The organism is Chitinophaga sp. XS-30, assembly GCF_008086345.1.
Lineage (GTDB): Bacteria > Bacteroidota > Bacteroidia > Chitinophagales > Chitinophagaceae > Chitinophaga.
Genome location: NZ_CP043006.1, coordinates 637,127 through 660,782, shown reverse-complemented (window position 1 = coordinate 660,782; position 23,656 = coordinate 637,127). Strand labels below are relative to the sequence as shown.

The following is a 23,656-nucleotide window of genomic DNA, read 5'->3' as shown; positions in this document are numbered from 1 at the left end:
CTGCAACATAAAGGATGACGGTCACCGCCACCCTTTATGTTGTAAAAAGACTGTCATCACAGGAACCCCAGTCTTCTCTCCATTTCATGACTAAGGCCCGGCAGCTTTCTCCTTTCAATCAGGAAGCTTGTCAACCCTGCAATATCTGCAAAGATATAATGCTTGTCCAGCGCGCCTTTCAGGTAATCTCTGCCTGTACTGCCGCCCGTTCCTATTCGGGTGCCGATCATCCTGTGCACCATGCTCATGTGCCGGTAGCGCCATGTGCTTAACTGCTCGTCGATCTCCAGCAGGCTGTTCAGCAGCTGGAATGGCAGCTGCAGCAATGGATAGCCGCGGTATAGCATAATGAACAGCGCCGCCCGGCAGGCTTTGGGTGACAGACCTTTTCCGGTATCGCCGGAGAATACTTTATTGAAATGTTCGCGGTTGCTTTGTTCTGCATCGGCCAGGCTGCTGGCGTAGATCTGCCGGTAATCGTTCCAGAAAATATGCTCGCCGGCCTCATGGCCGGTATGGGTAACCGGCTGATAGTTCACCCAGTTCTCCGGTTCATCAAAGAAAGGCGTCCTTTCCAGCCAGTCATTCAGCAGCTGCAACACAGACCTTTCACTTTCCGCCTGGCGGATACCGGCCACCTGCTCTGCTTTCAGCTGGGAGAGGTAATATTCCTGGCCGTAACGATGCTCATACTTCAGTCCCAGCCTTGCTTCCAGCACTTTGAACTGCCAGCTTTGAAAGCCGGAGGCCGGCCGCAGCATATCGCGGAAATCGAGGAAGTCCATCGGCGTCATCGTTTCCATGATATCGATCTGGTGCACAAGCACTTTCAGGATGGTCACCATCCGGGAAAGCCGGTGCACCACCGTTTGCAGTTCAGGGGAGTTATCGTTCAGCGCCGGTTTTTTCATAATGCCCGCCACGGATTCCACTTCATATAACAGTTGCTTGAACCACAGCTCATAAGCCTGGTGGATCACGATAAACAGCATTTCATCATGTGCAGGCATATGGAGCCTGTCACTTTCCGGGAATTGCGCATGCAGTATCTGGTCAAGGTGCAGATACTCACCATAGTTCACATCTTTTCTGCTCATACAGAGAATCAATTAAAGGGTTGGTTGAAATAAAAAAGGCAATGGCCATTCAGGCCCGGAAGCGGTCAGGTGGGACTTTTAATGATGTTTTTCCAGATATTCATCGCCGTAAAAGTAAGGAAATAAACGGATGGATGTTTACAGGGATGGTGTTTTGCCGCCGTCCACCGGCAGATTGATGCCGGTGATATAGGATGCCGCGGGGGAAGCCAGGAAGGCTACCGCTGCGCCGAATTCGGCAGGATCGCCAAAACGCTGCATGGGGATCTCGTTCCGCCATTCCTCCGACACCTCATCTTCCGTTATGCCCCTGGCTTCCGCGGAAGAGCGGAACAGGCTGCGCAGCCGGTCTGTGGTCATGGAGCCGGGAAGCACGTTGTTGACGGTAATGCCAAAGGGCGCCAGCTCATTTGCCAAGGTCTTGGCCCAGCTGGCTACTGCTGCACGGATGGTATTGGAAACGCCGAGATTTTTCAGCGGTGTTTTCACGGAGGTGGAAATGATCTGGATGATCCTGCCGTACCCGCTGGCTTTCATGCCGGGGATCACCGCCTGCGCCAGCAACTGGTTGCATACCACATGCATTTCGAATGCCTTCAGGAAAGCGCCGCCCTCGGCCGCTACAATAGGGCCACCCGAAGGGCCGCCGGTGTTGTTGACGAGAATATGCACCACCTGTTTGTCCGTGATCACGCGAATGGTCTGGCTAACCTTGTCAGGATACTGGAAATCCACGATATAGTAGTCGTGCTGCTGTCCCTGGCTCACATCCAGCGTGGCGGCGGCGGCTTTCAGGGTTGACTCGCTCCTGGCGAGCAGGATACAGGAGGCGCCCAGGAAGGCCAGTTCCCTGGCTGATGCGAGGCCAAGCCCCTGCGATCCGCCGCATATCACGGCGGTTTTTCCGGCTAATGACAGTTTCATGGCGTAAATGTAATATTTTTCGTTAGGTTTGCAGGAAGCTTAACTGCACCTGAGGCCGTTCTGCACCAAGGCATATGGCTGTTAATCAACAACTTTACAGACGTTTAAAATACTGAAATGGAATATAATACCGCTCGCAACCACCTCATCATGCGCGAGTATGGAAGGAATATCCAGCGCATGATCGAATATATCCTCACCCTGAAAGACCGTGAGCATCGCCAGCAGCAGGTAATGGCCGTTATTGAACTGATGGGCACCCTGCAACCGCATTTACGTAACGTAGAGGACTTCCGGCACAAGCTTTGGGACCACCTTTTCCTGGTATCCGGCTTCAAGCTGGATGTGGATTCCCCCTATCCCATTCCCACAAAGGAAACACTGCGTTCCAAACCTGAGCGGCTGCCCTATCCGAAAAAATATCCCCGCAACCGTCACTTCGGCAAGAACCTGGAGATGGTAATGGACAAAGCGATAAAGGAAGAGAATCCTGAAAAGAAGGAAGCGTTCACCCAGGTGGTCGGCAATTACATGAAACTCGCCTATTCCAACTGGCACAAAGAAAGCGTACATGATGATGCCATCAAGACAGAACTGGCCATTATTTCGAAAGGAGCGCTGCAATATCAGCCGGGCGCAGGAAGCAGTGTTGTGAATGTAGCTCCCGGCCCATCTTACAACCTGGCCGGCAGCGATCAGCAGCAATTCCGTGTATCCGGAGGCGGCTCAGGCAGCGCCAAACGCAAATCCTACCAGCAGAACAAATTCAAGAGCAATAACGCTGGAAAAAGCAATAAACACAACAAATACAAAAACAGGAACAAGTGAGCAGCGTTTTCGAAGTAAGGGGTGGTAACCGGCTGAAAGGAGATATTATACCGCAGGGAGCAAAGAATGAAGCATTACAGATCATCAGCGCGGTATTGTTAACACCTGAAAAAGTAACCATCAGCAATATTCCGGATATCCTGGACGTCAACCTGCTGATAGAGTTGCTGGGGGATATTGGTGTGAAGGTCGATCGTAAAGACCGTGCCACCTGCGAATTCCAGGCAGACGATATTGATCTTGAATACCTGGAAAGCGCCGAATTCAAAAAGAAATCCGGCCGCCTGCGCGGTTCCGTGATGATGGCAGGCCCTCTCCTGGCCCGCTTCGGCAAAGCATATATTCCAAAACCTGGAGGCGACAAGATCGGCCGCCGCCGCCTGGATACCCATGTGATCGGTTTCGAGAAACTGGGGGCCGCTTTTGCTTATGATAATGACGATAATTATTTCCGGCTGGAGTCGAAAGGCGGGCTGAAAGGCGCTTTTATGCTGCTGGACGAGCCTTCCGTAACCGGTACCGCCAATATTGTGATGGCCGCGGCGCTTGCCGGGGGCGTTACTACCATTTATAACGCCGCCTGTGAGCCTTATCTGCAGCAGCTTTGCCGGATGCTGAACAGCATGGGCGCAAAGATCAGCGGCGTAGGTTCCAATATGCTCACCATAGAAGGCGTCTCCGCCCTCAAAGGCTGCAGTCATGCCATGCTGCCGGATATGATCGAGATCGGCTCCTTCATCGGCCTTGCCGCCATGACGCAAAGCGAGATCACCATCAAGAATGCCGGCGTGCAACATCTTGGCGTGATCCCGGACAAGTTCCGGCAACTGGGCATTCAGCTGGAGATCAAAGGGGATGACATCTACATTCCGCAGCAGGACAGCTATGAGATCCAGACCTTTATAGACGGCTCTATCCTCACCATTTACGACCATCCATGGCCGGGCTTTACGCCTGACCTGCTGAGCATCGTGCTGGTAGTGGCCACACAGGCCAAAGGCAGCGTGCTCGTTCATCAGAAGATGTTCGAAAGCCGCCTGTTCTTTGTGGACAAGCTGATAGATATGGGCGCACAGATCATTCTCTGCGACCCGCACCGTGCCGCGGTGATAGGCCTGGGCAGGCAGCACAAGCTCCGGGGCATCACCATGAGCAGCCCGGATATACGCGCCGGCGTAGCCCTGCTGATCGCTGCACTGAGCGCCGAAGGAAAGAGCACCATCCATAACATTGACCAGATAGACCGCGGGTACCAATACATCGATCAGCGCCTGCGCAACCTGGGAGCAGATATCAAGCGTGTGTAAATGGCTTCTGAAAAGATCATTATCATCACCGCGCCGTCAGGGGCCGGTAAAACAACCATTGTAAGAAAACTGCTCAGCGAGATGCCTGAGCTGGCGTTCTCCATTTCCGCCGCCACCCGCTCCGCACGGGAGAACGAGGTGCACGGCAGGGATTATTACTTCCTGTCCCTCGAAGAATTTCACAACAGGATCGATGAAGGCGCTTTTGCCGAATATGAAATGGTATATGCCGGTAAATACTACGGCACGCTCAAAAGTGAGCTGGAACGCATCTGGGCCAACGGGCAATATCCTCTTGTGGATATTGATGTGAAGGGCGCCCTGTCCATCCAGGAAAAATACCATGGTAAAGCGCTCACTATTTTTATACAACCCCCTTCGCTGGAAGCGCTGCGGATACGCCTCGGCGAGCGTGGCACAGAAACGCAGGCCTCGCTGGAGGAGCGGCTCGGCAAAGCCCGGTATGAACTGTCTTTCGCCCATGAATTTGATCATATCGTGGTCAATGATGAGCTGGACAAAGCCTATGCCGGGGTGAAAGCGCTGGTGAAGGACTTCCTGGGCAGGCCCTAAGCCTTCCCGCCACGTCTGATGACCCATGGCGGGCCGGCAACTTTGCCAGGGAACCGCAAACCTCCACAGCAGTGAACATTCCGGCCGGCCGGGCGTTATATTTTCCGGTCATTGCTGCTGTCAGCTAATTTCATATCTTTGTTTAGATGGATATTTATACGATTGTTTTACTGGTTATAGTAGTGCTTGTAGCCGGCTTTTTCGCTGGTATGGAGACTGCTTTTGCCAATGTGAACAGGTTGAGTATAGAATTGAAGAAGAAGCAGGGGCGCGCCACCGGCAAGATACTTTCCGGTTTTAACGAGCATCCGGCCCGTTTCCTCGCCACAAGCCTTATTGGCCTGACGATCGCCATCGTGATCTACAGTATGCTGGTGGCCGGCTGGCTGGATTCTTTATGGGCGCTGGTGTGGACGGAGAGCGAGATGGCCCAGTTCGTTGCCATTTCCCCTGTTCCTGGAAATCACCGTAGCTACTTTGCTGGTGTTGTTCTTCGGGTTTTTCATCCCCCGCAGCATTTTCCGCTCCCGCCCCGAAGCGTTGCTCGGTTTTTTTGCCCTGCCCATTTCGGTACTGTCCAAACCGCTTTATATCATCGGCAACCTGCTGGAATCCATTTCCGAATGGGTGCTGAAATACCTCTTTAACGTACGCATTGCGGAGAACAAAAGCTCGTTTGCCCGGGTGGACGTGGAGTACTTCATCCGCCAGAGCCAGCAGCACATGGGGGACGGACAGGAACTGAATACCGAACTGTTCGAGAACGCATTGAGCCTCGTTCATGTGAAGATCCGCGGCTGCCTCATCCCCCGGAAGGAAATAGAAGCCCTGGATATCAGCGCTACCATTGAACAGGCCCATCGCAAATTCATCGACACCAAACTGTCCAAGATCATTATCTACGAACATAATATCGATAATATTCTCGGATACGTGCATCAGCTGGATATGTTCAAAAGCCCGCCGGATATCCGTTCAGTGATCCATCCCATTCTGGCGGTGCCCGAAACCATGAGCGCCATCGATCTGCTGGGCAAATTCAACAAAGAAAGAAGAAGCATTGCCTGGGTGGTGGACGAATTTGGCGGAACAGCAGGTATTGTGACCATAGAAGACGTGCTGGAAGAGATATTCGGCGATATCAAGGATGAACATGATGTGGAAGAGTTCGTGGAAAAACAGATCGCGGAAAGGGAATACATCTTCTCCGGCCGGCTGGAACTGGACTATCTGAATGAACGTTATGGCTTCGACTTCCCTGAAGATGGCAGCGAAACCCTCTCGGGCTACATCATTTCCCATTACGAGACCATCCCGCGCCTGAAAGAGCGCATTATTATAGATGACTATGAGTTCGATGTCCTGAACGTAACGGATACCCGGATAGAGATGGTAAAGATGAAAATCCTGAATTAAAACGGGTTTCGGCTCGAAAATTGCAGGATAGTAAAGACAGGGATCACCCGGAAAGCGGGGAAAACTGAAAAATTATCGCATTTAAAAAGTTCTTTCTTATCTTTAGATGCTGTAATACAACGGGTTAAAAAAACGTTACTTTCAGGGAAATGCAGCAAGACCGGATAGTGTGCTAAATCGTTTTTGATAGCAGTAGTAGTAAATTAACACGAATTGAATTACCGTAGTGCCTGATTCGTAACACAATAATTTGATTTTTGTTAAAAGGTTGTAAAAAACTTTGTTGTAACATTGATAATACGATATTTCTTTCTATTTTTGTTTTAGAAATTTAAAAGCTCTGTGACAGTCGTAACTTATATCTCAATAGCTTGCCATTATAGGATAGAGTTATAATTATAACAGTAGCGATAAAAGACATTCTCGAATTCAACTTTTTTGGGGTTAACAAACAATGGATGAAAGGCCGGCTCTTGATTCTTCTCGGGCTGGCTCTTTTTTTTGTCCCAACTGATCCCTGTTTCCATTTCCTCCTCTTTTTATTTTACCTTACAGCGTTTTTGGGCATTTAGTATTCACCGGGCACATACTATATTTGTGATCCTGATTATCTACGTACATATAGCATGTTAAAGAAATTATTCTCGAATAGTGAGAACAAGGCAGAGATGTCGTTTTTTGACCATCTGGAAGAATTACGCTGGCATATTGTAAGGTCTGCCATTGCCATTGTTACCGTCAGCATCCTGGGTTTTGTTTTTACGGAGTGGATCCTGACCAATGTTGTTTTCGGACCTACACGGCCGGATTTCCCGACTTATCAGTGGATGTGCAGTTTAAGCCATGCCATAGGCCTGGGAGACAAGTTGTGCCTGGTGCCCCCGGAAATCAATTTCCAGAACTACAAAATGGCCGGACAGATCATGTTGCAGTTCAAAATGGCATTCATCCTGGGCTTTATAGGGGCCTTCCCTTACATCTGTTACGAGTTCTGGCGCTTCATCAGGCCGGCATTGAAGGAAAATGAGGCCAAAGGCTCCCAGGGCATTATCTTCTGGATCAGCCTGCAGTTCCTCATGGGCATAGCATTCAGCTACCTGCTGATAGCGCCTTTCATGATCAACTTCCTGGCCAGCTACACCGTGTCGGAAGTGATCAAGAACGAATTCTTTATCGATGATTATTTCGGCCTCATGTCCCAGATCATCCTGGGAATGGGGGTATTGTTCGAAATGCCTATCCTGGTATATTTCCTCACCAAACTGGGGCTGCTCACACCGGATTTCATGCGCAGTTACCGCCGTCACGCCATCGTAGTGATCCTTATCCTGGCCGCGATCATCACCCCGCCCGATGTGATCGACCAGATATTGGTGTTCGTTCCGCTCTACCTCTTGTATGAGATCAGTATCTTTATATCGGCAAAAGTGTATAAAGAGAAAGAAAAGAAAGAACAGGAAGAATGGTCCTGATGAATAAATATTAAACGCCTAAAATCGGGTTGTATGGAACAAACTACTTTTAATCTTGCATTGCCGGTAGCGATCGGTTCAGACCATGCGGGATATGAATATAAAGAGGAAGTGATCTCTTATCTGGAAGGAAAGGGTATGCTGATAAAGGACTTCGGTGCGCCTTCGGCGGACTCGGTGGATTATCCTGACTTTGCTCATCCTGTAGCAACAGCAGTGGAATCGGGCGATTACGCCTTCGGCATCCTGATCTGCGGCAGCGGCAATGGCGTGGCCATTACCGCCAACAAACACCAGCAGATCCGTGCCGCCATTTGCTGGGGCGATGAGCTGGCAAGACTGGCCCGCAGTCATAATGACGCCAATGTATTGTGCATACCCGCCCGCTTCGTAGATCTTACGACGGCGCGTGAAATGGTGGACATTTTCATGGATACGCCATTTGAAGGCGGTCGGCATGAGAACCGGGTAAAGAAGATCGCCTGCATGTAATAGACAGACAGATCATATTAGAAAGAGGTTGCGGTACTGTTCCGCAGCCTCTTTTTGTCTTTTTAGATGAATGGTAGCGGTACTTACCCGGCAAACCTTAATTTTAAGCCAGATTAAACATCAACCCATGAAAAATATTACGCTCCTGGCGGGTCTGCTGGCCGGTACGATAACAGCCTGCGCTCAGCTTGCAGCCCCGGGCACCGCCGCGGTGCCCTTTGCCAACAGCATCACGGCAAACGGCCTTAAAAAGAACCTCTACATTATTGCCGGTGACGAAATGCAGGGAAGGGAAACGGGGCAGCCCGGGCAATACAAAGCGGCCGCATTCATTACCGAAAAATTCAAACAAGCCGGCCTGCAACCTGCCGCGGACGGTAAATGGGAACAGCCATTCAGCCTTTTCCAGGATACCATCAACACCGGTACGATCAAAGCTGGCGGAAAGACCTTCACATTCGGCAGGGATTTCTACAACAGCCTGCGCGATAACAGCAATCAGACGCTATCCTCAACGGGCGTGGTGTTTGCCGGATACGGCGTTAGCAACGAAGCGTATGATAACTATAAGGGACTGGATGTAACGGACAAGATCGTTATGCTTGCGGAAGGGGTGCCGCTGAATGCGGATGGCGAGGCCATGTTCCCGCTTGCTGAAGGGCAGACCACCCTTTCCACCTTGCGCAATAAGCTGCGTACCGCCGGGGGCAAAGGGGCAAAGGCCGTGTTCATCGTTACGTCCAATGCGGCGCAGATCGCCAGGGCGGGCAACCGTGTTCGCCGGACCGGCCTGTATTTCCAGGAAATGACCACCATGGAATACATCCCCAACTCGTATTTCATTTCAGCGGATATGGCTACGGCGATACTCGGCACACCATATGCCACGCTCGCTGCCGCACTGAAAGACCCCGCCGCTGCTTTACAGCCTGTCAACGGGCAGATCACGGACCTGGTGTTTAAAAAAGGCTCCGCCGAAATAAAATCAAGCAATGTGCTGGGCATTCTTCCCGGCACGGACAAAAAAGACGAATACCTTTTCATTACCGCACACTATGACCATATCGGCGTGATCAATGGGAAGATACATCCCGGTGCGGACGATGACGGTTCCGGCACCGTGGCGGTAATAGCCATGGCGGAAGCTTTCATGAAAGCAAAAAAAGCCGGTAAAGGGCCCCGTCGCAGTATTGTGTTCATGACGGTAAGCGGGGAAGAGAAAGGCTTGCTGGGCTCCCGTTACTATACAGATCATCCGGTGTACCCGCTGGCCAATACGGTAGCGGACCTCAATATCGATATGATCGGCAGGATAGACAAAGATCATGCGCAGGACAGCAATTACGTGTATATCATCGGGGACAACAAGCTCAGCTCAGATCTCCGCCCCGTCAGCGAAGCGGCGAATGAAAATGTAGGGCTTGACCTGGATTACAAATACAATGATCCGAATGATCCCAACCGTTTCTATTACCGCTCGGACCATTACATGTTCGCGCAGCATAAGATACCCATCATATTTTATTTCAACGGCGTGCATCCCGACTACCATGGCGCAGGTGATACGCCGGACAAGATCAGCTATCCCATGCTGGAGAAACGGGCCCGGCTGGTGTTCCATACCGCCTGGGAGATCGCCAACCGGGAAGAGCGCCTGAAGGTGGACCGGGACGAAAAATAAAAACAAGGCTTTTAACTATAAGTAAAAGGACTGTGCCGCAAAACCGGTGCAGTCCTTTTTTTATGGATGGCCGGGAGCCGCATAACCTCGTCCGGCCGGTGAAAGCGCTGCAACATTTATAAGTTTCGTGATCCGCCCCTCAAATCGTATTTTTACGCCTGAAATTTTCTGATTGATGAAGGCAAACTATCTAGACGATCTGAACGAACGGCAACGCGAAGCGGTAACGGCCATCAATGGCCCGCTGATGATCATTGCAGGCGCCGGTTCAGGTAAAACAAAAGTACTGACAACAAGGATCGCCCACCTGATGCGGAACGGGGTGGACGCCTTCAATATACTGGCGTTGACATTTACCAACAAGGCGGCAAAGGAAATGAAAGAAAGGGTGGAGAAAATACTTGGCGGTAATGAGGCGCGCAATCTCTATATCGGCACTTTCCACTCCGTCTTTGCCCGCCTGCTCCGCAGCGATGCGCCGAAGCTGGGCTATCCGAGCGACTTTACCATTTATGATGCAGATGATGCGAAGAGTGTGGTAAAGACCATCGTGAACGAGCTGAACCTGGATGACAAGCATTACAAGCCCAACCTGGTGTACAACCGCATCTCCGCGGCCAAGAACAGCCTCATGAGCCCGGAAGAATATCAGCATGATTACTATGTACAGCAGGAAGATCAGCGCGCCAACCGCCCGCTGGTAGGCAAAATATACGATATGTACGCCAAGCGCTGCTTCAAGAACGGCGCTATGGACTTTGATGATCTGCTGTACAAAATGTACGTGCTGCTGAAAGGCTTCCCGGAAGTGCTCGCAAAATATCAGCACAAGTTCCGGTACATCATGATCGATGAGTATCAGGATACCAACCCCGCGCAGTACGAGATCGTCAAGCTGCTGGGCGCGGTGCATGAAAATATTTGCGTGGTTGGGGATGATGCACAGAGCATTTACTCGTTCCGCGGCGCCACCATCCAGAATATCCTGCAGTTCGAAAAAGATTATGACGATGTAAAAGTGGTGAAGCTGGAACAGAATTACCGCAGCACCAAGTCCATCCTCAATGTGGCGAATGAAGTGATCTCCAAAAACAAGGGGCAGATAGAAAAGAATCTGTGGACGGACAACCTGGAAGGCGACAAGATCAAACTGGTACGCACCAATACGGATAACGAGGAAGGCAAATTTGTGGCGGATACCATTGCGGAGCAGAAATTGCGCAATCATTATGCGAACAGGGAATTCGCCATCCTTTACCGTACCAATGCGCAAAGCCGTTCCTTTGAGGAAAGCCTTCGAAAAATGGCCATCCCGTACCGGATCTACGGCGGCATCTCGTTCTATCAGCGCAAGGAGATCAAGGACTTCCTGGCCTATCTTCGTGTGATCATCAATCCCCGCGATGAGGAAAGCATCAAAAGGATCATCAACTATCCTGTGCGCGGCATTGGCAAAACCACCATCGAAAAGATAACGATTTACAGCAACGAGCAGAACATCACTTTCTGGCAGGTATTGGAAAATGCCCGTGAATTCGGGTTTAAAGGCGGCACCCTGGAAGCGATCAGCAACTTCGTTACCATGATGCACAGCTTCCGCGTGCAGCTTGAAAAACAGAATGCATACGATGTAGCGGTACAGGTTGGTAAATCCACCAATATCGTCAAGGAACTGTTCAACGACAAAACTACCGAAGGGCTTGCCCGTTACGAGAACATACAGGAGTTGCTGAACTCTATCAAGGAGTTTACGGAAACCCCTACGGAAGACGGCGAACTGCTGGATAAAAGTCTCGGCAGCTATCTGCAGCAGATCACGCTGCTCACGGATGCGGACCAGGGCAACGAAGAAGACAGCGATGTAGTGAAGCTGATGACCATTCACGCGGCAAAAGGGCTGGAATTTCCGGTGGTATTCACGGTGGGCCTGGAGGAAAGCCTGTTTCCCAGTGGCATGTCCATCAATTCCCGTGAAGAACTGGAAGAAGAACGCCGGTTGTTCTATGTGGCCGTTACCCGTGCAAAGTCCCGCCTGTTCCTCACTTACGCCAACAGCCGCTACCGTTTCGGGCAGCTGCAGCAGAATGAGGCCAGCCGTTTCCTGGAAGAAATGCCGGAGCAGTATATCGACCGGAGTTATGCCGGTGGCATCCGTAACAGCGGGAACGTTGGCGGCGGTGTTTCCTGGGGCGGCATGTTCGACAAACGGAAAGCGCCGGCGCAGCCGTCCACCCCAACCAGAACTGTATCCAGACCGGTATCTGCCGGTGCGGTGAGCAGCCATACCCCCAGCCCGAACTTTACAGCGGATGATCCCTCCGCCATGGAACCGGGCATGGATGTAGAGCATCAGAAATTCGGCTTCGGAAAGATATTGAACCTCGAAGGCGCTCCGAACAACCGCATCGCCACCGTGGTATTCCCGAAAGCCGGCGGTGAAAAAAAGATCATGCTGAACTACGCTAAACTGATGATCATACGGAATAGTTAGGATGATGATGAATGCAGCGATACTCAAACTGCGCCATTATTGTGCCTACCAGGAACGCTGCCATACGGAAGTACGGGAGAAGGGCCGGGAACTTGGCCTGCGCGGAGATGAACTGGAAAATGCCATCGCGCACCTGGTAGAAGAGAATTTTCTTAACGAAGAGCGATATGCCATTGCCTTTGCCGGCGGCAAATTCAGGATGCAGCAATGGGGAAGAAAGAAGATCACCATGGCCCTGAAACAAAGACAGGTCTCCGTTTACTGCATCAAAAAAGCGCTGGCGGACATCGGGGAGGAAGATTACGGGAAAACCCTGCTGGCGCTTGCCGGCCGGAAGTACCGGTCATTATCGGCCGAAAAACCCCCGAAAAGGCAGTATAAAACCCTTCAATTCCTGTTGCAGAGAGGTTTTGAGTACGATCTGGCACGGGATGCCATTGAAGAAATCGCAAAAATGGAAGCATAAAAGCGCAATAATTCAAAACTTTCTAATCCAACACATCGTAATTTTGACAGCGTTTTGCAGTAATTAATGTGATATGTCTGATTTAACCGTTTCGCTTATTCAAGCTGATCTTCACTGGGAAGATATTCCGGCAAACCTGGCCATGTTCGGTCAAAAGATCGATTCCATCAAAACGCGTACGGAGGTGATCGTGCTGCCGGAGATGTTCAGCACCGGTTTCAGCATGCAATCTTCCCGGCTGGCAGAAACCATGGACGGCAGCGCCGTGCAGTGGATGAAGCAGAAAGCCAGGGAAAAGAACGTGATCATCACAGGGAGCCTTATCATTGAAGAGAACGGAGCGTATTTCAACCGCCTGATCTGGATGCTGCCTAACGGCACTTACGGTACGTATGACAAGCGTCATCTGTTTGCATTCGCTGATGAGCACAATCACTACAGAGCGGGAGATAAGCGCCTGATCGCGCAGGTGAAGGGTTGGAAGATCTGCCTGAATATCTGCTACGACCTTCGTTTCCCGGTTTGGGCGCGCAATACCATACAGGAAGACGGCAATCCCGCATATGATGTGCTGGTGAACGTGGCCAACTGGCCGGAACGCCGCAGCACACCCTGGAGAGCTTTGCTGCAGGCCAGGGCCATCGAGAACCAGTGTTACGCCATCGGCGTGAACCGCGTGGGCAATGATGGCAACAACATCTATCACAGCGGTGATACCAGCCTTATAGACCCGGTGGGGGAGATCATCTACCACAAGGCGCATGATGAGGATGTTTTCACCTATACCCTTTCCCGCTCACACCTGGATGACCTGCGCGCGAAATTCCCTTTCATGAAGGATGCCGACCGTTTCATGATCCTGTAGCGGCCGCGGCGCCATGTCCCGGCCGGCGCACTGCTGCTGTTTCCGCTGAAATTCCCGGTGAACTTGCCTAACTTCGCGGCACTATGATCCGCTTTTTTACCAAAGACCAGTATAAGAATCTTGTATGGACAGCCTGGGCCGTCCTGGCCATCCTGCAGGCTGCCTTTACGGAGCTGCTGGACGATGAGGCGTATTACTGGGTTTATTCCGGTCACCTCGACTGGGGGTATTTCGATCATCCGCCCATGATCGCGCTGCTGATCAAGGCGGGGTATGCGCTTTTCCATAATGAATTGGGCATCCGCCTGGGCATGATCGTGATGAATGTGCTTACCCTGGTACTGGTAGATAAAATGATCCCGCAAAAGAACAACCGGGTGCTCTACCTGATCCTCGCCGGCATGGGGGCCATGCAGCTCGGCGGGATGCTGGCCGTACCGGATATTCCCCTGATCTTCTTTGCCACCCTCTATTTTTATATCTACCGCAACTTCCTGGAATCCCAGAGCTGGAAGAACACCTTTCTGCTGGGGCTCAGCATGGCGCTGATGTTTTACAGCAAATACCATGGCATATTGCTGGTGTTCTTTACACTGATCGCCAATATCCACCTGCTGAGGGCTTACCGCTATTATATTGCCGTGATCATTACCACGATACTGTTCTTCCCTCACCTCTACTGGCAATATGCGCATGACTTTCCCTCCCTGCAGTACCATCTTGTGGAAAGGAACGCTTCTTCTTACGATATCAGCTACACGCTGGATTATGTGCTGGGGCAGGTATTGCTGTTCGGCCCGCTGATCGGCTGGCTGTTGTTGTATTACGCTTTCCGTTCCCAGGTGCAGAGCAATAATTTTGAAAGAGCGTTGAAGTACAGCCTGATCGGCGTACTGGTGTTCTTCCTCTTCAGCACATTCAAAGGCCGCGTGGAGGCTAACTGGACGGTGATGGTGTTTGCGCCGCTGCTGATCCTGGCACACCAGACCATCGTGCGGCAAGGGCTTTCAAGGAGAATATTGAAGATCACCTTATGGCCTTCGCTGATACTCGTGCTGATCGCACGGGTGTACCTGGTGTGGGATTTTATGCCGGGTGTGGAAGTTCGGCCGGAGATCCATCATAACCGGGAGTGGACGGCGGCAGTGGCAGCCAAAGCAGCGGGCCGGCCGGTGGTGTTCCTGAACAGTTACCAGGCCCCTTCCAAATACCTGTATTATGCCGGAGGAGTTTCGTATAGCCTGAACAGTGTGTTTTCCCGCCGCAGTCAATATAACTACTGGCAGACGGAAGAGGAGTTGTGGGGAAAGGAGGTATTGCTGGTCTCCAACCACCCGGGTTCTTTTACTTATACAGACAGCCTTACCCGGCCCCAGGGGAAACTTTATCTCAAAACGTATTCGCCCTATTACTCCTACTCCCTGATACAGTTCGTACCGGCGGAAACGGAATTTCACGCCGCTCCGGGAGAAACGCTTCCATTGACCTTCGGGGTCAGGAACGGGTATGCTTCCCCCGTGAAGCTGAACGATGCGCGCGTTGGATACATCCTGCGAAAGGGAGAGGACTGGAGCTCCGTTGTGGAAGGCGATCTGTTGCTGTCCGACGCATTGCTGCGGGATAGCGTGCAGTTACAGGTAAAGGCGCCGCAGGAAAAAGGGAAATACACGCTGAAAATAGGCGTAACGGCCATGCCGGAGCTGGACCCGACCCACAACAGCCAGGGTTTGAAGCTGGTGGTGGAGTGATCTGCCTGGCCGGCCCCGCGGTTATTTGAACGCGTTCCAGCCCTGTGCGGTGATCTGGTGCTTGTTGTTGCTCTGGGTGATGATGTGCGCTCCTTCTGCGGCATCGGTCATATAACCGATCACGGCGATCTCTTCATTCAGCGTGATCTTGTCATAATCTTCCTGTTTCATGGTGAACAGCAGTTCATAATCCTCTCCGCCGCTCAGTGCGCAGGCAGTGGGATCGAGGCCGAGTTTCATGGCCAGCTGGCGGCTGTCGTCATGCACAGGTATCTTCTCCTCATACAGCACGCAGCCCAGTTCGCTTTGTTTACAGATGTGGAGGATATCCGAGCTGAGGCCGTCGCTGACGTCCATCATGGCGGTAGGGGTGATCTCCTTGCCGGCCAGGAAGGAGATAATATCGTGACGGGCTTCGGGTTTCAGCTGGCGGCCGATCACATAGGTCTGGCTTTCCAGGTCCGGCTGGATATTGGGGTTTTCCAGGAAGATCTGTTTTTCCCTTTCCAGTATGGTGAGGCCGAGGTAGGCGGCACCCAGGTCGCCGGACACGCAAAGCAGATCGCCTTTTTGTGCGGTGGAACGTTTCACGAACTTGTCCGGCGCCACTTCGCCGATGGCGGTAACGCTGATCACAAAACCTTTCTGGGAGGAGGTGGTATCCCCGCCGATCAGGTCTACCTTATACTTGTCGCAGGCCGCATATACGCCGTCATAAAACTCGGTGAGCGCTTCCAGCGAGAAGCGGTTGGAGAAGGCCAGGCTCAGCGTAATGTGCGTGGGCGTGGCATTCATGGCATAGATGTCCGACAGGTTCACGATAACCGATTTGTAGCCGAGGTGTTTCAGCGGGGTGTACATCAGGTCAAAATGAATGCCCTCCACCAGCATGTCCGTAGATATAACGGTTTGTTTGCCGAAGTGGTCGATCACGGCGGCATCGTCCCCTACGCCGAGGATGGTGCCGGCATTGCTGATCTCGATATTGCGGGTCAGGTAGTCGATCAGGCCGAACTCCCCGAGGTCATTGATTTCTGTTCTCTCTTCCATGATTGTTTTAAATACTGTTGATCTCTTTCAGCAGGTCTGCATGAATATGGCCGTTGGTGGCCAGGATCTTCTTCTGGTATGGGGAATAGGCATTACCGTTGAAATCCGTCACTTTGCCGCCTGCTTCCTCTACGATGAGATAACCGGCAGCGGAATCCCAGGGGTTCAGATGATGCTCCCAGAAGCCATCAAAGCGGCCGCAGGCTACCCAGCAAAGGTCGATGGCGGCTGAGCCAAGGCGGCGTACCGGCAAACCCTGGCGGATGAAGCGCTCAAAGACATTAAGCGGGTTATTGGCGGCTTCCTCCCAATTGTAGGGGAAACCGGTAACGAGGCAGGCACTGGACATATCGGTTTTCCGGGAAACGCTGATGAGCTTGTCGTTCAACGTAGCGCCAAAACCTTTCTGGGCAAAGAACAATTCATTCATCAGGGGGTTGTACACCGCGCCGAGGATCATCTCCCCGTCCTGCTCCACCCCTATGCTTACGCAGCAGATGGGAATGCCATGGGCAAAATTCACGGTGCCGTCTATCGGATCGATGATCCATTTAATGGAAGAGTCCTTTTTGATCTCCCCGATCTCCTCGCTGAGGATATAATGGTCGGGATAATCCTCCCGGATGGTGGTAATGATCGCTTCTTCGGCTTTTTTATCGGCTTCGGTTACCAGGTTATTGATGGTATCTTTGTGGGAAACTGTGAAAGTACCGTTAAAATATTCCTGTAAAACTTTTGCACCGGCTTGTGTAGCTTTGAGTAACGTTGATTTTAGCATGGCGCTAAGTTACGAAGCTTCGCCAACTTCCCCTTAATTACATACGAATTAACTATTTTTGCATTTTAAAACAAGAAACGCAGTTAATGGCCATCATTGGTAATCTAATTTCCAGATCCCTGCGGATAAGAAAGAAGTTCACTTTCAAATTGGGAACGCCCCGGCAGTATCAGTTGCAGGTATTGCGGCGGTTGCTGGAGAAAGCCAAGCATACCCAGTTTGGTGAACATTATGGATACGAGCAGATATTGAACAGCCCTACCTGGGTGAGCCAGTTCCGGCAGAAGGTTCCCGTGCATAACTACAACAAAATGCATGCGGAATGGTGGCATAAATGCCTGGATGGGGTGGCGAATGTCAGCTGGCCCGAAAAGGTAAAATATTTCGCCCTCAGCTCCGGTACTTCCGAATCCGCCAGCAAACATATTCCCGTTACAAGGGATATGCTCAGGACCGTGAAAAAGGTGGGCGTGAAGCAGCTGTATTCCATGGTGAACTTCAATGTGCCTCCGAAATCCTTCGAGAAGGGCATCCTCATGCTCGGCGGCACTACCTCCCTGTTTGAAAAAGGGGATTATTACGAGGGAGATATGAGCGGTATCCAGGCCAAGAACATCCCCAAATGGTTCCGCCGGTTCTATAAACCCGGCGGCAGCATTTCCCGGAAACCCAACTGGGAGCAGCGTATCAAGCTGATCGTACGGAAAGCCCCGCATTGGGACGTAGGTACGGTCTGCGGTGTACCGGCATGGGTACAGATCGTGCTGGAAGAGATCATCAAATACCACAACGTCAGGAATATACACGAAATATGGCCCAACCTGGCCATCTACATCCACGGTGGGGTGAGCTTTGAGCCTTACCGGGACAGTTTTCAGAAGCTGCTTGGGAAGCCTATTACCTTTATCGAGACTTACATGGCCTCCGAAGGCTCTTTCGGGTTCCAGGCCCGTCCGGGTGTTAGGGGCATCAAGCTGGTGCTGAACGCAGGCATCTTTTATGAGTTCATTCCTTTTAACGAGGAGAATTTTGATGCTGACGGCGAAGTACGGCCCAATCCCAAGTCTTACATGATCCACGAAGTGGTGGAAGATGTGGAATATGCTGTAATGCTGTCTACCTGTGCCGGCGCCTGGCGTTACCTGATCGGCGACGTCGTGAAATTCACTTCCGTAAAGGAACATGAGATCACCATCGTTGGCCGTACAAAGCAGTTCCTTAGCCTGGCCGGAGAGCATATGAGCATCGATAATATGAACAAGGCCATCGACAATGTGCAGAAGAAACTGGGCGTCACCATCCGGGAATTTACGGTAGCAGGCTTTTCGTATGAAAATCTGTTCGCGCACCGCTGGTATATTGGTACGGATGCCGCTAATGTAGATGCCGCTAAAGTGAGGGAGATCATTGACCAGACGCTGAGCGAGGTGAATGACGACTATGCGGTGGAGCGTACATCGGCGCTGAAGGAAGTTTTTGTGGAAGTGCTGCCGAACCAGGTATTCCTGGATTATCTGCGCTGCAAAGGCAAGGAAGGCGCCATGAATAAGTTCCCCAGGGTGATGAAAGGCGCGAAGCTGGCTGACTGGGAACAATTTCTGACCACCAAAGCAGGCGTGAAAGCATAACCGTTATTTGATACATGATAGCCGCCATCATAGCTGGATTAGGATTGGGAATGTTTTTATCTGTATCGGTCGGGCCCGTGATCTTTGCTATTATCAAGTATAGCATCAGCAACGGGTTCAGGGCGGGTATCAGCTTTGCGCTGGGAGTTTCCGGAAGCGATATCATGTTCGTGTTGCTGGGCAATCTCGCCACCTCCTTTATCAGCAATCTCGGGGCTTACACCAGTATTATCGGTATCAGCGGCGGTATTCTGCTGATAGGTATGGGCGTTTATGGCCTGCTGTTCAAAAAAGTAAAGATCACTACCGGCGATGAGCCCCCGGAAATGTTCAGTACCCGTGATTATGCGAAGATATGGCTGGGGGGATGGCTGATGAACACGCTCAACCCCGGTGTTATTATCTTCTGGCTGGGCGTCTGCGTAGCCAATGCGCCTACTTCCGTCAGCCACCGTTTTACCATGTACAGCGTCTGCCTGCTGTTCGTGCTGTCCGCTGATATCCTTAAAGTATTTGTGTCTGACAAGATCCGTCACAAGCTGACGCTGACGAACGTGATCTGGCTGAACCGTGTGGCGGGTGTATGCATGATCATATTCGGCCTAGTATTGCTGTACCAGGTGATGTTCGGGGATGGTAATTTTACGCATTGATTTAACCAAAGCAACCGTATAAAATGCAAAAAGAGAAGGTGTGATGCCTTCTCTTTTTTTATCTGTCAGCGTTTGCGTTTAGCTTATGGTCCAGGTTTCATTGCCGGCCAGGAGTTTATCCAGGTTGCCCGGACCGCGTTTGGCGGCGGCATCCTGCAGCTGGCTGAGCATGATATCGTCGTATGTGGGCCTGAAGATCTGGTAGAATACCCCGAACGGCCGTGGCAGGTGTCCTTCGATACGGGGATCGTCGAACATGCGGGTGAGTATCTGGGCTTTGCCGAAGTCCTGTTCGTCATGAATCCAGAGATCGCTGGTGCTGAAGCCTTCGTCCAGGTTCACCACTACCGGGCGGTGGCCATCGAGGCGGACGCCTTTGTTCTTTTGGGCGCCGAATACCAGCGGTTGGCCATGTTCAACGAAGATAGCTTCTTCCGGTTTGCTGGATTTTTCGGTGAACACTTCAAAAGCGCCGTCATTAAAGATGTTGCAGTTCTGATAGATCTCCAGGAAAGAAGCGCCTTTATGGGCATGGCTGCGTTTGAGCATTTCCTGCAGGTGTTTCGGATCACGGTCCATACTGCGGGCAATAAAGGTAGCGTCCGCTCCCATAGCCAGGGCCATGGGGTTGAAGGGATGATCTATACTGCCGAAGGGCGTGCTTTTGGTGACCTTGTTCGTTTCCGATGTGGGTGAATACTGTCCTTTTGTGAGGCCGTATATCTGGTTGTTGAACAGCATGATGTTCACATCAAAGTTACGGCGCAGCAGGTGTATGGTGTGATTGCCCCCGATAGAAAGCCCGTCACCGTCACCGGTAACGATCCATACGCTCAGCTCGGGGCGGGTAGCCTTAAGCCCGGAAGCGATAGCGGTGGCGCGGCCGTGGATCGAGTGCATGCCGAAAGTATTCATGTAATACGGAAAACGGGAGGAACACCCGATACCCGAAACGATCACAATATTCTCACGGGGTATGCCTAACCCGGGCATGATGGTCTGAACCTGTTTCAATATGGAGTAGTCCCCGCAACCCGGGCACCAGCGTACTTCCTGGTCCGTCGCAAAGTCCTTGGCCGTTAATGGTTGCGGAGGGATAGCTGTAGTTGACATTGTTTACGGATAATTTGAGCATCAAAGTTACGAATTCACCCGCTCTTCCCAATATTCCGCTGTTTGACGGATATCTGGCTGGCGTATAAAGACGTGTTTATCAAATGTATAGCGCTAAAGGTACAAAATAAACGCCTGCAAAGATACTTATTAATCTACTAATATAGTAGGATAATCATCAGCATGACACAAATCTGTCAAATGGAAAAATACCTATAAATGAGTATTGGCTTACCGGGCGGGAAATTCCATTTTTATGCCATCAATTACCTGCCATTAACCCGTGAAATATAGTAGCCACTTATCAGTACCACCTTATCAGTCAATGTCATGATACGGAACTATCGCCGCCAGGTACTGGTAATGGCTATCAAGCCGGTTTGTTCTGGATATGGAAATGCCGTAAACGGGTAAACCGTTGCGGTGATTTGCAGGGGCCTCCTTCACCGGGGGCCTTTTTCGTAGGATGGCTGTGGAGCGGGATCTGTTTTGCCGCGATGCGGCGCTCAGGGCATGGAAATCCGGTGTGCGGCCTTACCGGCCGTGTCAGTTTTGCGGTGATGCCACGGCTGCAGCCACAAAATCCTTCAAACCCAGCACGATCTTGTCCGCCAGTTTTTTGCGGAACCCGGCATCCAGGATCAGCATTTCATCCTCGGGATTGCTGAGAAAAAGCGTTTCCACCAGTACATTGGGGTATTCGGTGGGACTGTTGAGCGCAAAGTTGAAGCTGCCGATATTGCCGAATTCGTTCAGCCCCAGGTCCAGCAGGTGTTTGTAGATATGCTGGCTCAGGGGGCGGAAGCCGATGTGTTTGTAATAGGTGCTGGTGCCTTTGATGCGGATGGGATCTGCGGCTGAATTGAGGTGAATGCTCACCAGGAGATCGGGGTCCTTGTCCCGGTAAGACACTACGCGGTAGTTATTGTCCACATAAGAATCATTCACTCTTGTCATCAGTACTTTGGCGCCTTCGGCCAGCAGCGCTTTTTGCAGCTGTGCCGCCACGGCAAGCGTCATTGCCTTTTCATATACGCCGGTGGGGCCTTGTGCGCCCGCGTTCCTGCCGCCATGCCCTGCGTCCACGGCAATGGTCAGTTTGGCGAGGCCCGGTTTTGCGGGCGGGCGTTTCACCTTCACGGTAAGGGCGCTGCCGCTGTAGTAGATCTGGTAGCCCCAGTGCTGGGCGTGTTTCAGCTCGATGTTCACGCGGAGGATATCATCTTCCAGTTGTTCGTAATACACGTTTTTGATCTCTTTTGCATTTTCCAGCTGGGTGATCCAGTTGGTATTGGCGGTGGCGCCGAATACGTCCAGCACGATGCGGGCTGGAGCGATCTGCTGCAGGCTGCGGTAGGGAAGTTTTTGCGCGAAGCTGATGGTCACGTAATCGAAACGCTCATCTCCCCATACGCGCCAGGAGTTGCTCAGCGAGGAAGGTGGAAAGTTGCCAGGTGGCAGCAGTTTCACCTGTTCCTGCGGAATATAGGCATTAAGATTTTTGGCAAGCTTTACCCGGTAGTCGTTCCCTACTTTACCTGTGATATTCAGCAGCACGGCAGTATCCAGGTATTCCATCCTGGCGCCGCCAAGGCGGTCTTCCCCCAGACCGTATTTGAGGAAAGGGGCATCGCCGGTGGTTTTGCCGATAACGGGCTGGGCCTGCGGGTCCATCAGGGTGAAGCTGTAAGTGGTGTTGCGGCGGATCTCCCGGTCGCCGCTTTTCAGCACAACAGGCAAAGCGCGCCCATTGATCATGGGATCGCTGCATTGTACGGAATAGGTGCCCTGGTAAATGCCCGGCATCGTCTGGCTGCCGCTGACGGGCAGCTCTGTGAGGGTGAAGTTGTTGCCTACGGTAACGGTTCCGCCGGGGAGGGCTTTTACCCGGAATTTGACAAGGTCTCCCGGCGCAACGGTGAGGTTGCCTTCAGGGAAGGTCTGGATGTAAGCAATATCGACGGAGTGCACCGGCTCCGGTGCCTGCGGCGGGTGATAGCTGAAGCTTACGGTCCGCGATATGGCATCACCGGCGGAGCTGACGGATCTGATCACAAAAGGATTGTTGCCTTCGTCCAACTCCACCTCAATGGCAAATGCGCCGGTAGGATACACCTTTTGCAGTTCATCATTCACATACAGGCTGCAGCTTTTGCAGGTGCTGCCCACGAGAAACTGGCGGGCGGTGGTGACCGAACTGTTCTGCCTTCCGGGTTGCGTGAGGCGGATAAAACTTTTCTCCTGCGCGAGCGTTGGTGTTGCCAGCATGACCGCCAGCAGCATGACTCCTCCTGACCATTTGTTCATAACGACATAAAATTATAACAATATAACAAACAAGCGGAAAAGATGTTACCGGCGTAAGCGCGTTTCAGCAGTTAACGTGAAATTAATATGCAAGCGGTATGTTTGCGGCGATGGAACCAGCACAAGGACATGACCTGGTGGAACGCATCCGTCAAACGGATTACCAGGCTTTTGAGGACATGCATCAGCAACATTACGCTACGCTCTTTCGCATGGCAGTAAAAAAAACCGGCGATGAGGATGAAGCGTTCGATCTTTTACAGGAGATGTTCATGGAGATATGGGAAAAGCGTGAAACATTGCATGTACCCAATACGCTCGATGCATGGCTTCGCAACCGGCTCTGGTTCAAATTGTGCGGGTATTTCCGCACCAGGGGCTTCCGGGAAAAGCACGCACGGCTGTTCGGGGAGTTCCTGAAGATCGGGCAGGAAGGGATCCCCGATGAACAGGAAGCCCGCGAGATCAATATACAATATGAGGCCGTGATGGAACTGGTGAAACGTACTATCGACGAAATGCCGCAGAGAATGAAGATCGTTTTTCTCATGAGCAGGGATGGAAATAATAGTATCAAAGACATTGCCCAGGAACTGGAGTTATCCCCCAAAACTGTCAAAAACCAGGTGAACCAGGCCATGAACCGCATCCGCCACGCTGTATCAGACACTTCTCTCACCCCGGCGGAACTGATGTTCATGATATGGTTAATAAATCCTTAACACAAAACTTATAGGCCTTTTGCTCTCTCTCTGCTTATTACTAAT

General features: G+C 51.7%; 20 protein-coding genes and 1 pseudogene. 15 read left to right on the top strand and 6 right to left on the bottom strand.

Translation table 11 applies throughout. The annotated features are described in order from the left end of the window. Positions 1-56 precede the first annotated feature (56 nt). Positions 57-1,097 carry a tryptophan 2,3-dioxygenase gene (locus FW415_RS02700; protein WP_148382761.1) on the bottom strand — a complete coding sequence of 347 codons (1,041 nt, stop codon included), beginning with the start codon at positions 1,095-1,097 and terminating at the stop codon, positions 57-59. Positions 1,098-1,235: 138 nt separating this feature from the next. Beyond that, positions 1,236-2,021, bottom strand: a complete 786-nt coding sequence (locus FW415_RS02695) for an SDR family oxidoreductase (RefSeq protein ID WP_148382760.1) — start codon at positions 2,019-2,021, stop codon at positions 1,236-1,238. Positions 2,022-2,138: 117 nt separating this feature from the next. Here FW415_RS02695 and FW415_RS02690 point away from each other — a divergent pair, with 117 nt between their 5' ends. From FW415_RS02690 to FW415_RS02640, 12 genes and pseudogenes are all read left to right on the top strand, one after another. Continuing rightward, complete coding sequence (locus FW415_RS02690; RefSeq protein ID WP_148382759.1) at positions 2,139-2,849, top strand: DUF4290 domain-containing protein; 711 nt, start codon at positions 2,139-2,141, stop codon at positions 2,847-2,849. Then, on the top strand, positions 2,846-4,156 hold the full coding sequence (murA, locus tag FW415_RS02685) for a UDP-N-acetylglucosamine 1-carboxyvinyltransferase (RefSeq protein WP_148382758.1): 1,311 nt from the start codon (positions 2,846-2,848) through the stop codon (positions 4,154-4,156). Before FW415_RS02690 ends, murA begins: the two co-directional genes overlap by 4 nt. Next, positions 4,157-4,729, top strand: a complete 573-nt coding sequence (gmk, locus tag FW415_RS02680) for a guanylate kinase (RefSeq protein ID WP_148382757.1) — start codon at positions 4,157-4,159, stop codon at positions 4,727-4,729. It begins immediately after the preceding gene. Between the two features lie 146 nt (positions 4,730-4,875). Further along, positions 4,876-5,091, top strand: a pseudogene (locus FW415_RS25505) (CNNM domain-containing protein); the annotation flags it as partial. Between the two features lie 76 nt (positions 5,092-5,167). Further along, positions 5,168-6,145: a hemolysin family protein gene (locus FW415_RS25500; protein ID WP_256378904.1), complete on the top strand. Its 978-nt coding sequence runs from the start codon at positions 5,168-5,170 to the stop codon at positions 6,143-6,145. A gap of 626 nt (positions 6,146-6,771) precedes the next feature. Continuing rightward, entirely contained in the window at positions 6,772-7,617 is an 846-nt protein-coding gene (gene tatC / locus FW415_RS02670) for a twin-arginine translocase subunit TatC (protein WP_148382756.1), read from the top strand. 33 nt (positions 7,618-7,650) lie between these two features. Beyond that, entirely contained in the window at positions 7,651-8,109 is a 459-nt protein-coding gene (gene rpiB, locus FW415_RS02665) for a ribose 5-phosphate isomerase B (RefSeq protein WP_148382755.1), read from the top strand. 127 nt (positions 8,110-8,236) lie between these two features. Then, a complete protein-coding gene (locus tag FW415_RS02660; RefSeq protein ID WP_168208637.1) occupies positions 8,237-9,790 on the top strand; it encodes a M28 family peptidase in 1,554 nt (517 codons plus the stop codon). 175 nt (positions 9,791-9,965) lie between these two features. Next, entirely contained in the window at positions 9,966-12,281 is a 2,316-nt protein-coding gene (locus tag FW415_RS02655; protein WP_148382753.1) for an ATP-dependent helicase, read from the top strand. A gap of 1 nt (position 12,282) precedes the next feature. Next, complete coding sequence (locus FW415_RS02650) at positions 12,283-12,747, top strand: regulatory protein RecX (RefSeq protein ID WP_246858884.1); 465 nt, start codon at positions 12,283-12,285, stop codon at positions 12,745-12,747. A gap of 73 nt (positions 12,748-12,820) precedes the next feature. Beyond that, positions 12,821-13,612, top strand: a complete 792-nt coding sequence (locus tag FW415_RS02645) for an amidohydrolase (protein WP_148382752.1) — start codon at positions 12,821-12,823, stop codon at positions 13,610-13,612. 83 nt (positions 13,613-13,695) lie between these two features. After that, on the top strand, positions 13,696-15,360 hold the full coding sequence (locus FW415_RS02640; protein ID WP_148382751.1) for a glycosyltransferase family 39 protein: 1,665 nt from the start codon (positions 13,696-13,698) through the stop codon (positions 15,358-15,360). A 21-nt stretch (positions 15,361-15,381) separates the two neighbouring features. Here the strand turns inward: FW415_RS02640 and thiL are convergent, their stop codons facing one another. Together thiL and FW415_RS02630 are read right to left on the bottom strand one after the other, a co-directional pair. Beyond that, positions 15,382-16,410 carry a thiamine-phosphate kinase gene (gene thiL, locus FW415_RS02635; protein ID WP_148382750.1) on the bottom strand — a complete coding sequence of 343 codons (1,029 nt, stop codon included), beginning with the start codon at positions 16,408-16,410 and terminating at the stop codon, positions 15,382-15,384. A 7-nt stretch (positions 16,411-16,417) separates the two neighbouring features. Beyond that, positions 16,418-17,188 carry an inositol monophosphatase family protein gene (locus FW415_RS02630; protein WP_148382749.1) on the bottom strand — a complete coding sequence of 257 codons (771 nt, stop codon included), beginning with the start codon at positions 17,186-17,188 and terminating at the stop codon, positions 16,418-16,420. A gap of 86 nt (positions 17,189-17,274) precedes the next feature. Here FW415_RS02630 and FW415_RS02625 point away from each other — a divergent pair, with 86 nt between their 5' ends. Continuing rightward, positions 17,275-18,816, top strand: a complete 1,542-nt coding sequence (locus FW415_RS02625; protein WP_148382748.1) for a GH3 auxin-responsive promoter family protein — start codon at positions 17,275-17,277, stop codon at positions 18,814-18,816. 14 nt (positions 18,817-18,830) lie between these two features. After that, a complete protein-coding gene (locus tag FW415_RS02620; protein WP_148382747.1) occupies positions 18,831-19,469 on the top strand; it encodes a LysE family translocator in 639 nt (212 codons plus the stop codon). 78 nt (positions 19,470-19,547) lie between these two features. On the opposite strand, the gene FW415_RS02615 is transcribed toward FW415_RS02620, so the two are convergent. After that, complete coding sequence (locus FW415_RS02615) at positions 19,548-20,582, bottom strand: 2-oxoacid:ferredoxin oxidoreductase subunit beta (protein ID WP_148382746.1); 1,035 nt, start codon at positions 20,580-20,582, stop codon at positions 19,548-19,550. 546 nt (positions 20,583-21,128) lie between these two features. After that, positions 21,129-22,889, bottom strand: coding sequence for an N-acetylmuramoyl-L-alanine amidase (locus tag FW415_RS02610; RefSeq protein ID WP_148382745.1), 1,761 nt, complete (start codon positions 22,887-22,889; stop codon positions 21,129-21,131). Positions 22,890-22,999: 110 nt separating this feature from the next. Between FW415_RS02610 and FW415_RS02605 the strand changes: the two genes are divergently transcribed. Beyond that, positions 23,000-23,611, top strand: coding sequence for an RNA polymerase sigma factor (locus tag FW415_RS02605; protein ID WP_148382744.1), 612 nt, complete (start codon positions 23,000-23,002; stop codon positions 23,609-23,611). Positions 23,612-23,656: the final 45 nt, after the last annotated feature.

Bases quoted from the DNA above. Each gene is read 5' to 3' on its own strand.
- FW415_RS02655 (WP_148382753.1), top strand. From the start codon at position 9,966: ATGAAGGCAAACTATCTAGACGATCTGAACGAACGGCAACGCGAAGCG.
- FW415_RS02660 (WP_168208637.1), top strand. From the start codon at position 8,237: ATGAAAAATATTACGCTCCTGGCGGGTCTGCTGGCCGGTACGATAACA.
- thiL (WP_148382750.1), bottom strand. From the start codon at position 16,410: ATGGAAGAGAGAACAGAAATCAATGACCTCGGGGAGTTCGGCCTGATC.
- FW415_RS02625 (WP_148382748.1), top strand. From the start codon at position 17,275: ATGGCCATCATTGGTAATCTAATTTCCAGATCCCTGCGGATAAGAAAG.
- FW415_RS02645 (WP_148382752.1), top strand. From the start codon at position 12,821: ATGTCTGATTTAACCGTTTCGCTTATTCAAGCTGATCTTCACTGGGAA.
- FW415_RS02650 (WP_246858884.1), top strand. From the start codon at position 12,283: ATGATGATGAATGCAGCGATACTCAAACTGCGCCATTATTGTGCCTAC.
- FW415_RS02615 (WP_148382746.1), bottom strand. From the start codon at position 20,582: ATGTCAACTACAGCTATCCCTCCGCAACCATTAACGGCCAAGGACTTT.
- FW415_RS02700 (WP_148382761.1), bottom strand. From the start codon at position 1,097: ATGAGCAGAAAAGATGTGAACTATGGTGAGTATCTGCACCTTGACCAG.
- FW415_RS02630 (WP_148382749.1), bottom strand. From the start codon at position 17,188: ATGCTAAAATCAACGTTACTCAAAGCTACACAAGCCGGTGCAAAAGTT.
- rpiB (WP_148382755.1), top strand. From the start codon at position 7,651: ATGGAACAAACTACTTTTAATCTTGCATTGCCGGTAGCGATCGGTTCA.
- FW415_RS02640 (WP_148382751.1), top strand. From the start codon at position 13,696: ATGATCCGCTTTTTTACCAAAGACCAGTATAAGAATCTTGTATGGACA.
- FW415_RS02690 (WP_148382759.1), top strand. From the start codon at position 2,139: ATGGAATATAATACCGCTCGCAACCACCTCATCATGCGCGAGTATGGA.
- FW415_RS02695 (WP_148382760.1), bottom strand. From the start codon at position 2,021: ATGAAACTGTCATTAGCCGGAAAAACCGCCGTGATATGCGGCGGATCG.
- gmk (WP_148382757.1), top strand. From the start codon at position 4,157: ATGGCTTCTGAAAAGATCATTATCATCACCGCGCCGTCAGGGGCCGGT.
- FW415_RS02605 (WP_148382744.1), top strand. From the start codon at position 23,000: ATGGAACCAGCACAAGGACATGACCTGGTGGAACGCATCCGTCAAACG.
- tatC (WP_148382756.1), top strand. From the start codon at position 6,772: ATGTTAAAGAAATTATTCTCGAATAGTGAGAACAAGGCAGAGATGTCG.
- FW415_RS02620 (WP_148382747.1), top strand. From the start codon at position 18,831: ATGATAGCCGCCATCATAGCTGGATTAGGATTGGGAATGTTTTTATCT.
- FW415_RS02610 (WP_148382745.1), bottom strand. From the start codon at position 22,889: ATGAACAAATGGTCAGGAGGAGTCATGCTGCTGGCGGTCATGCTGGCA.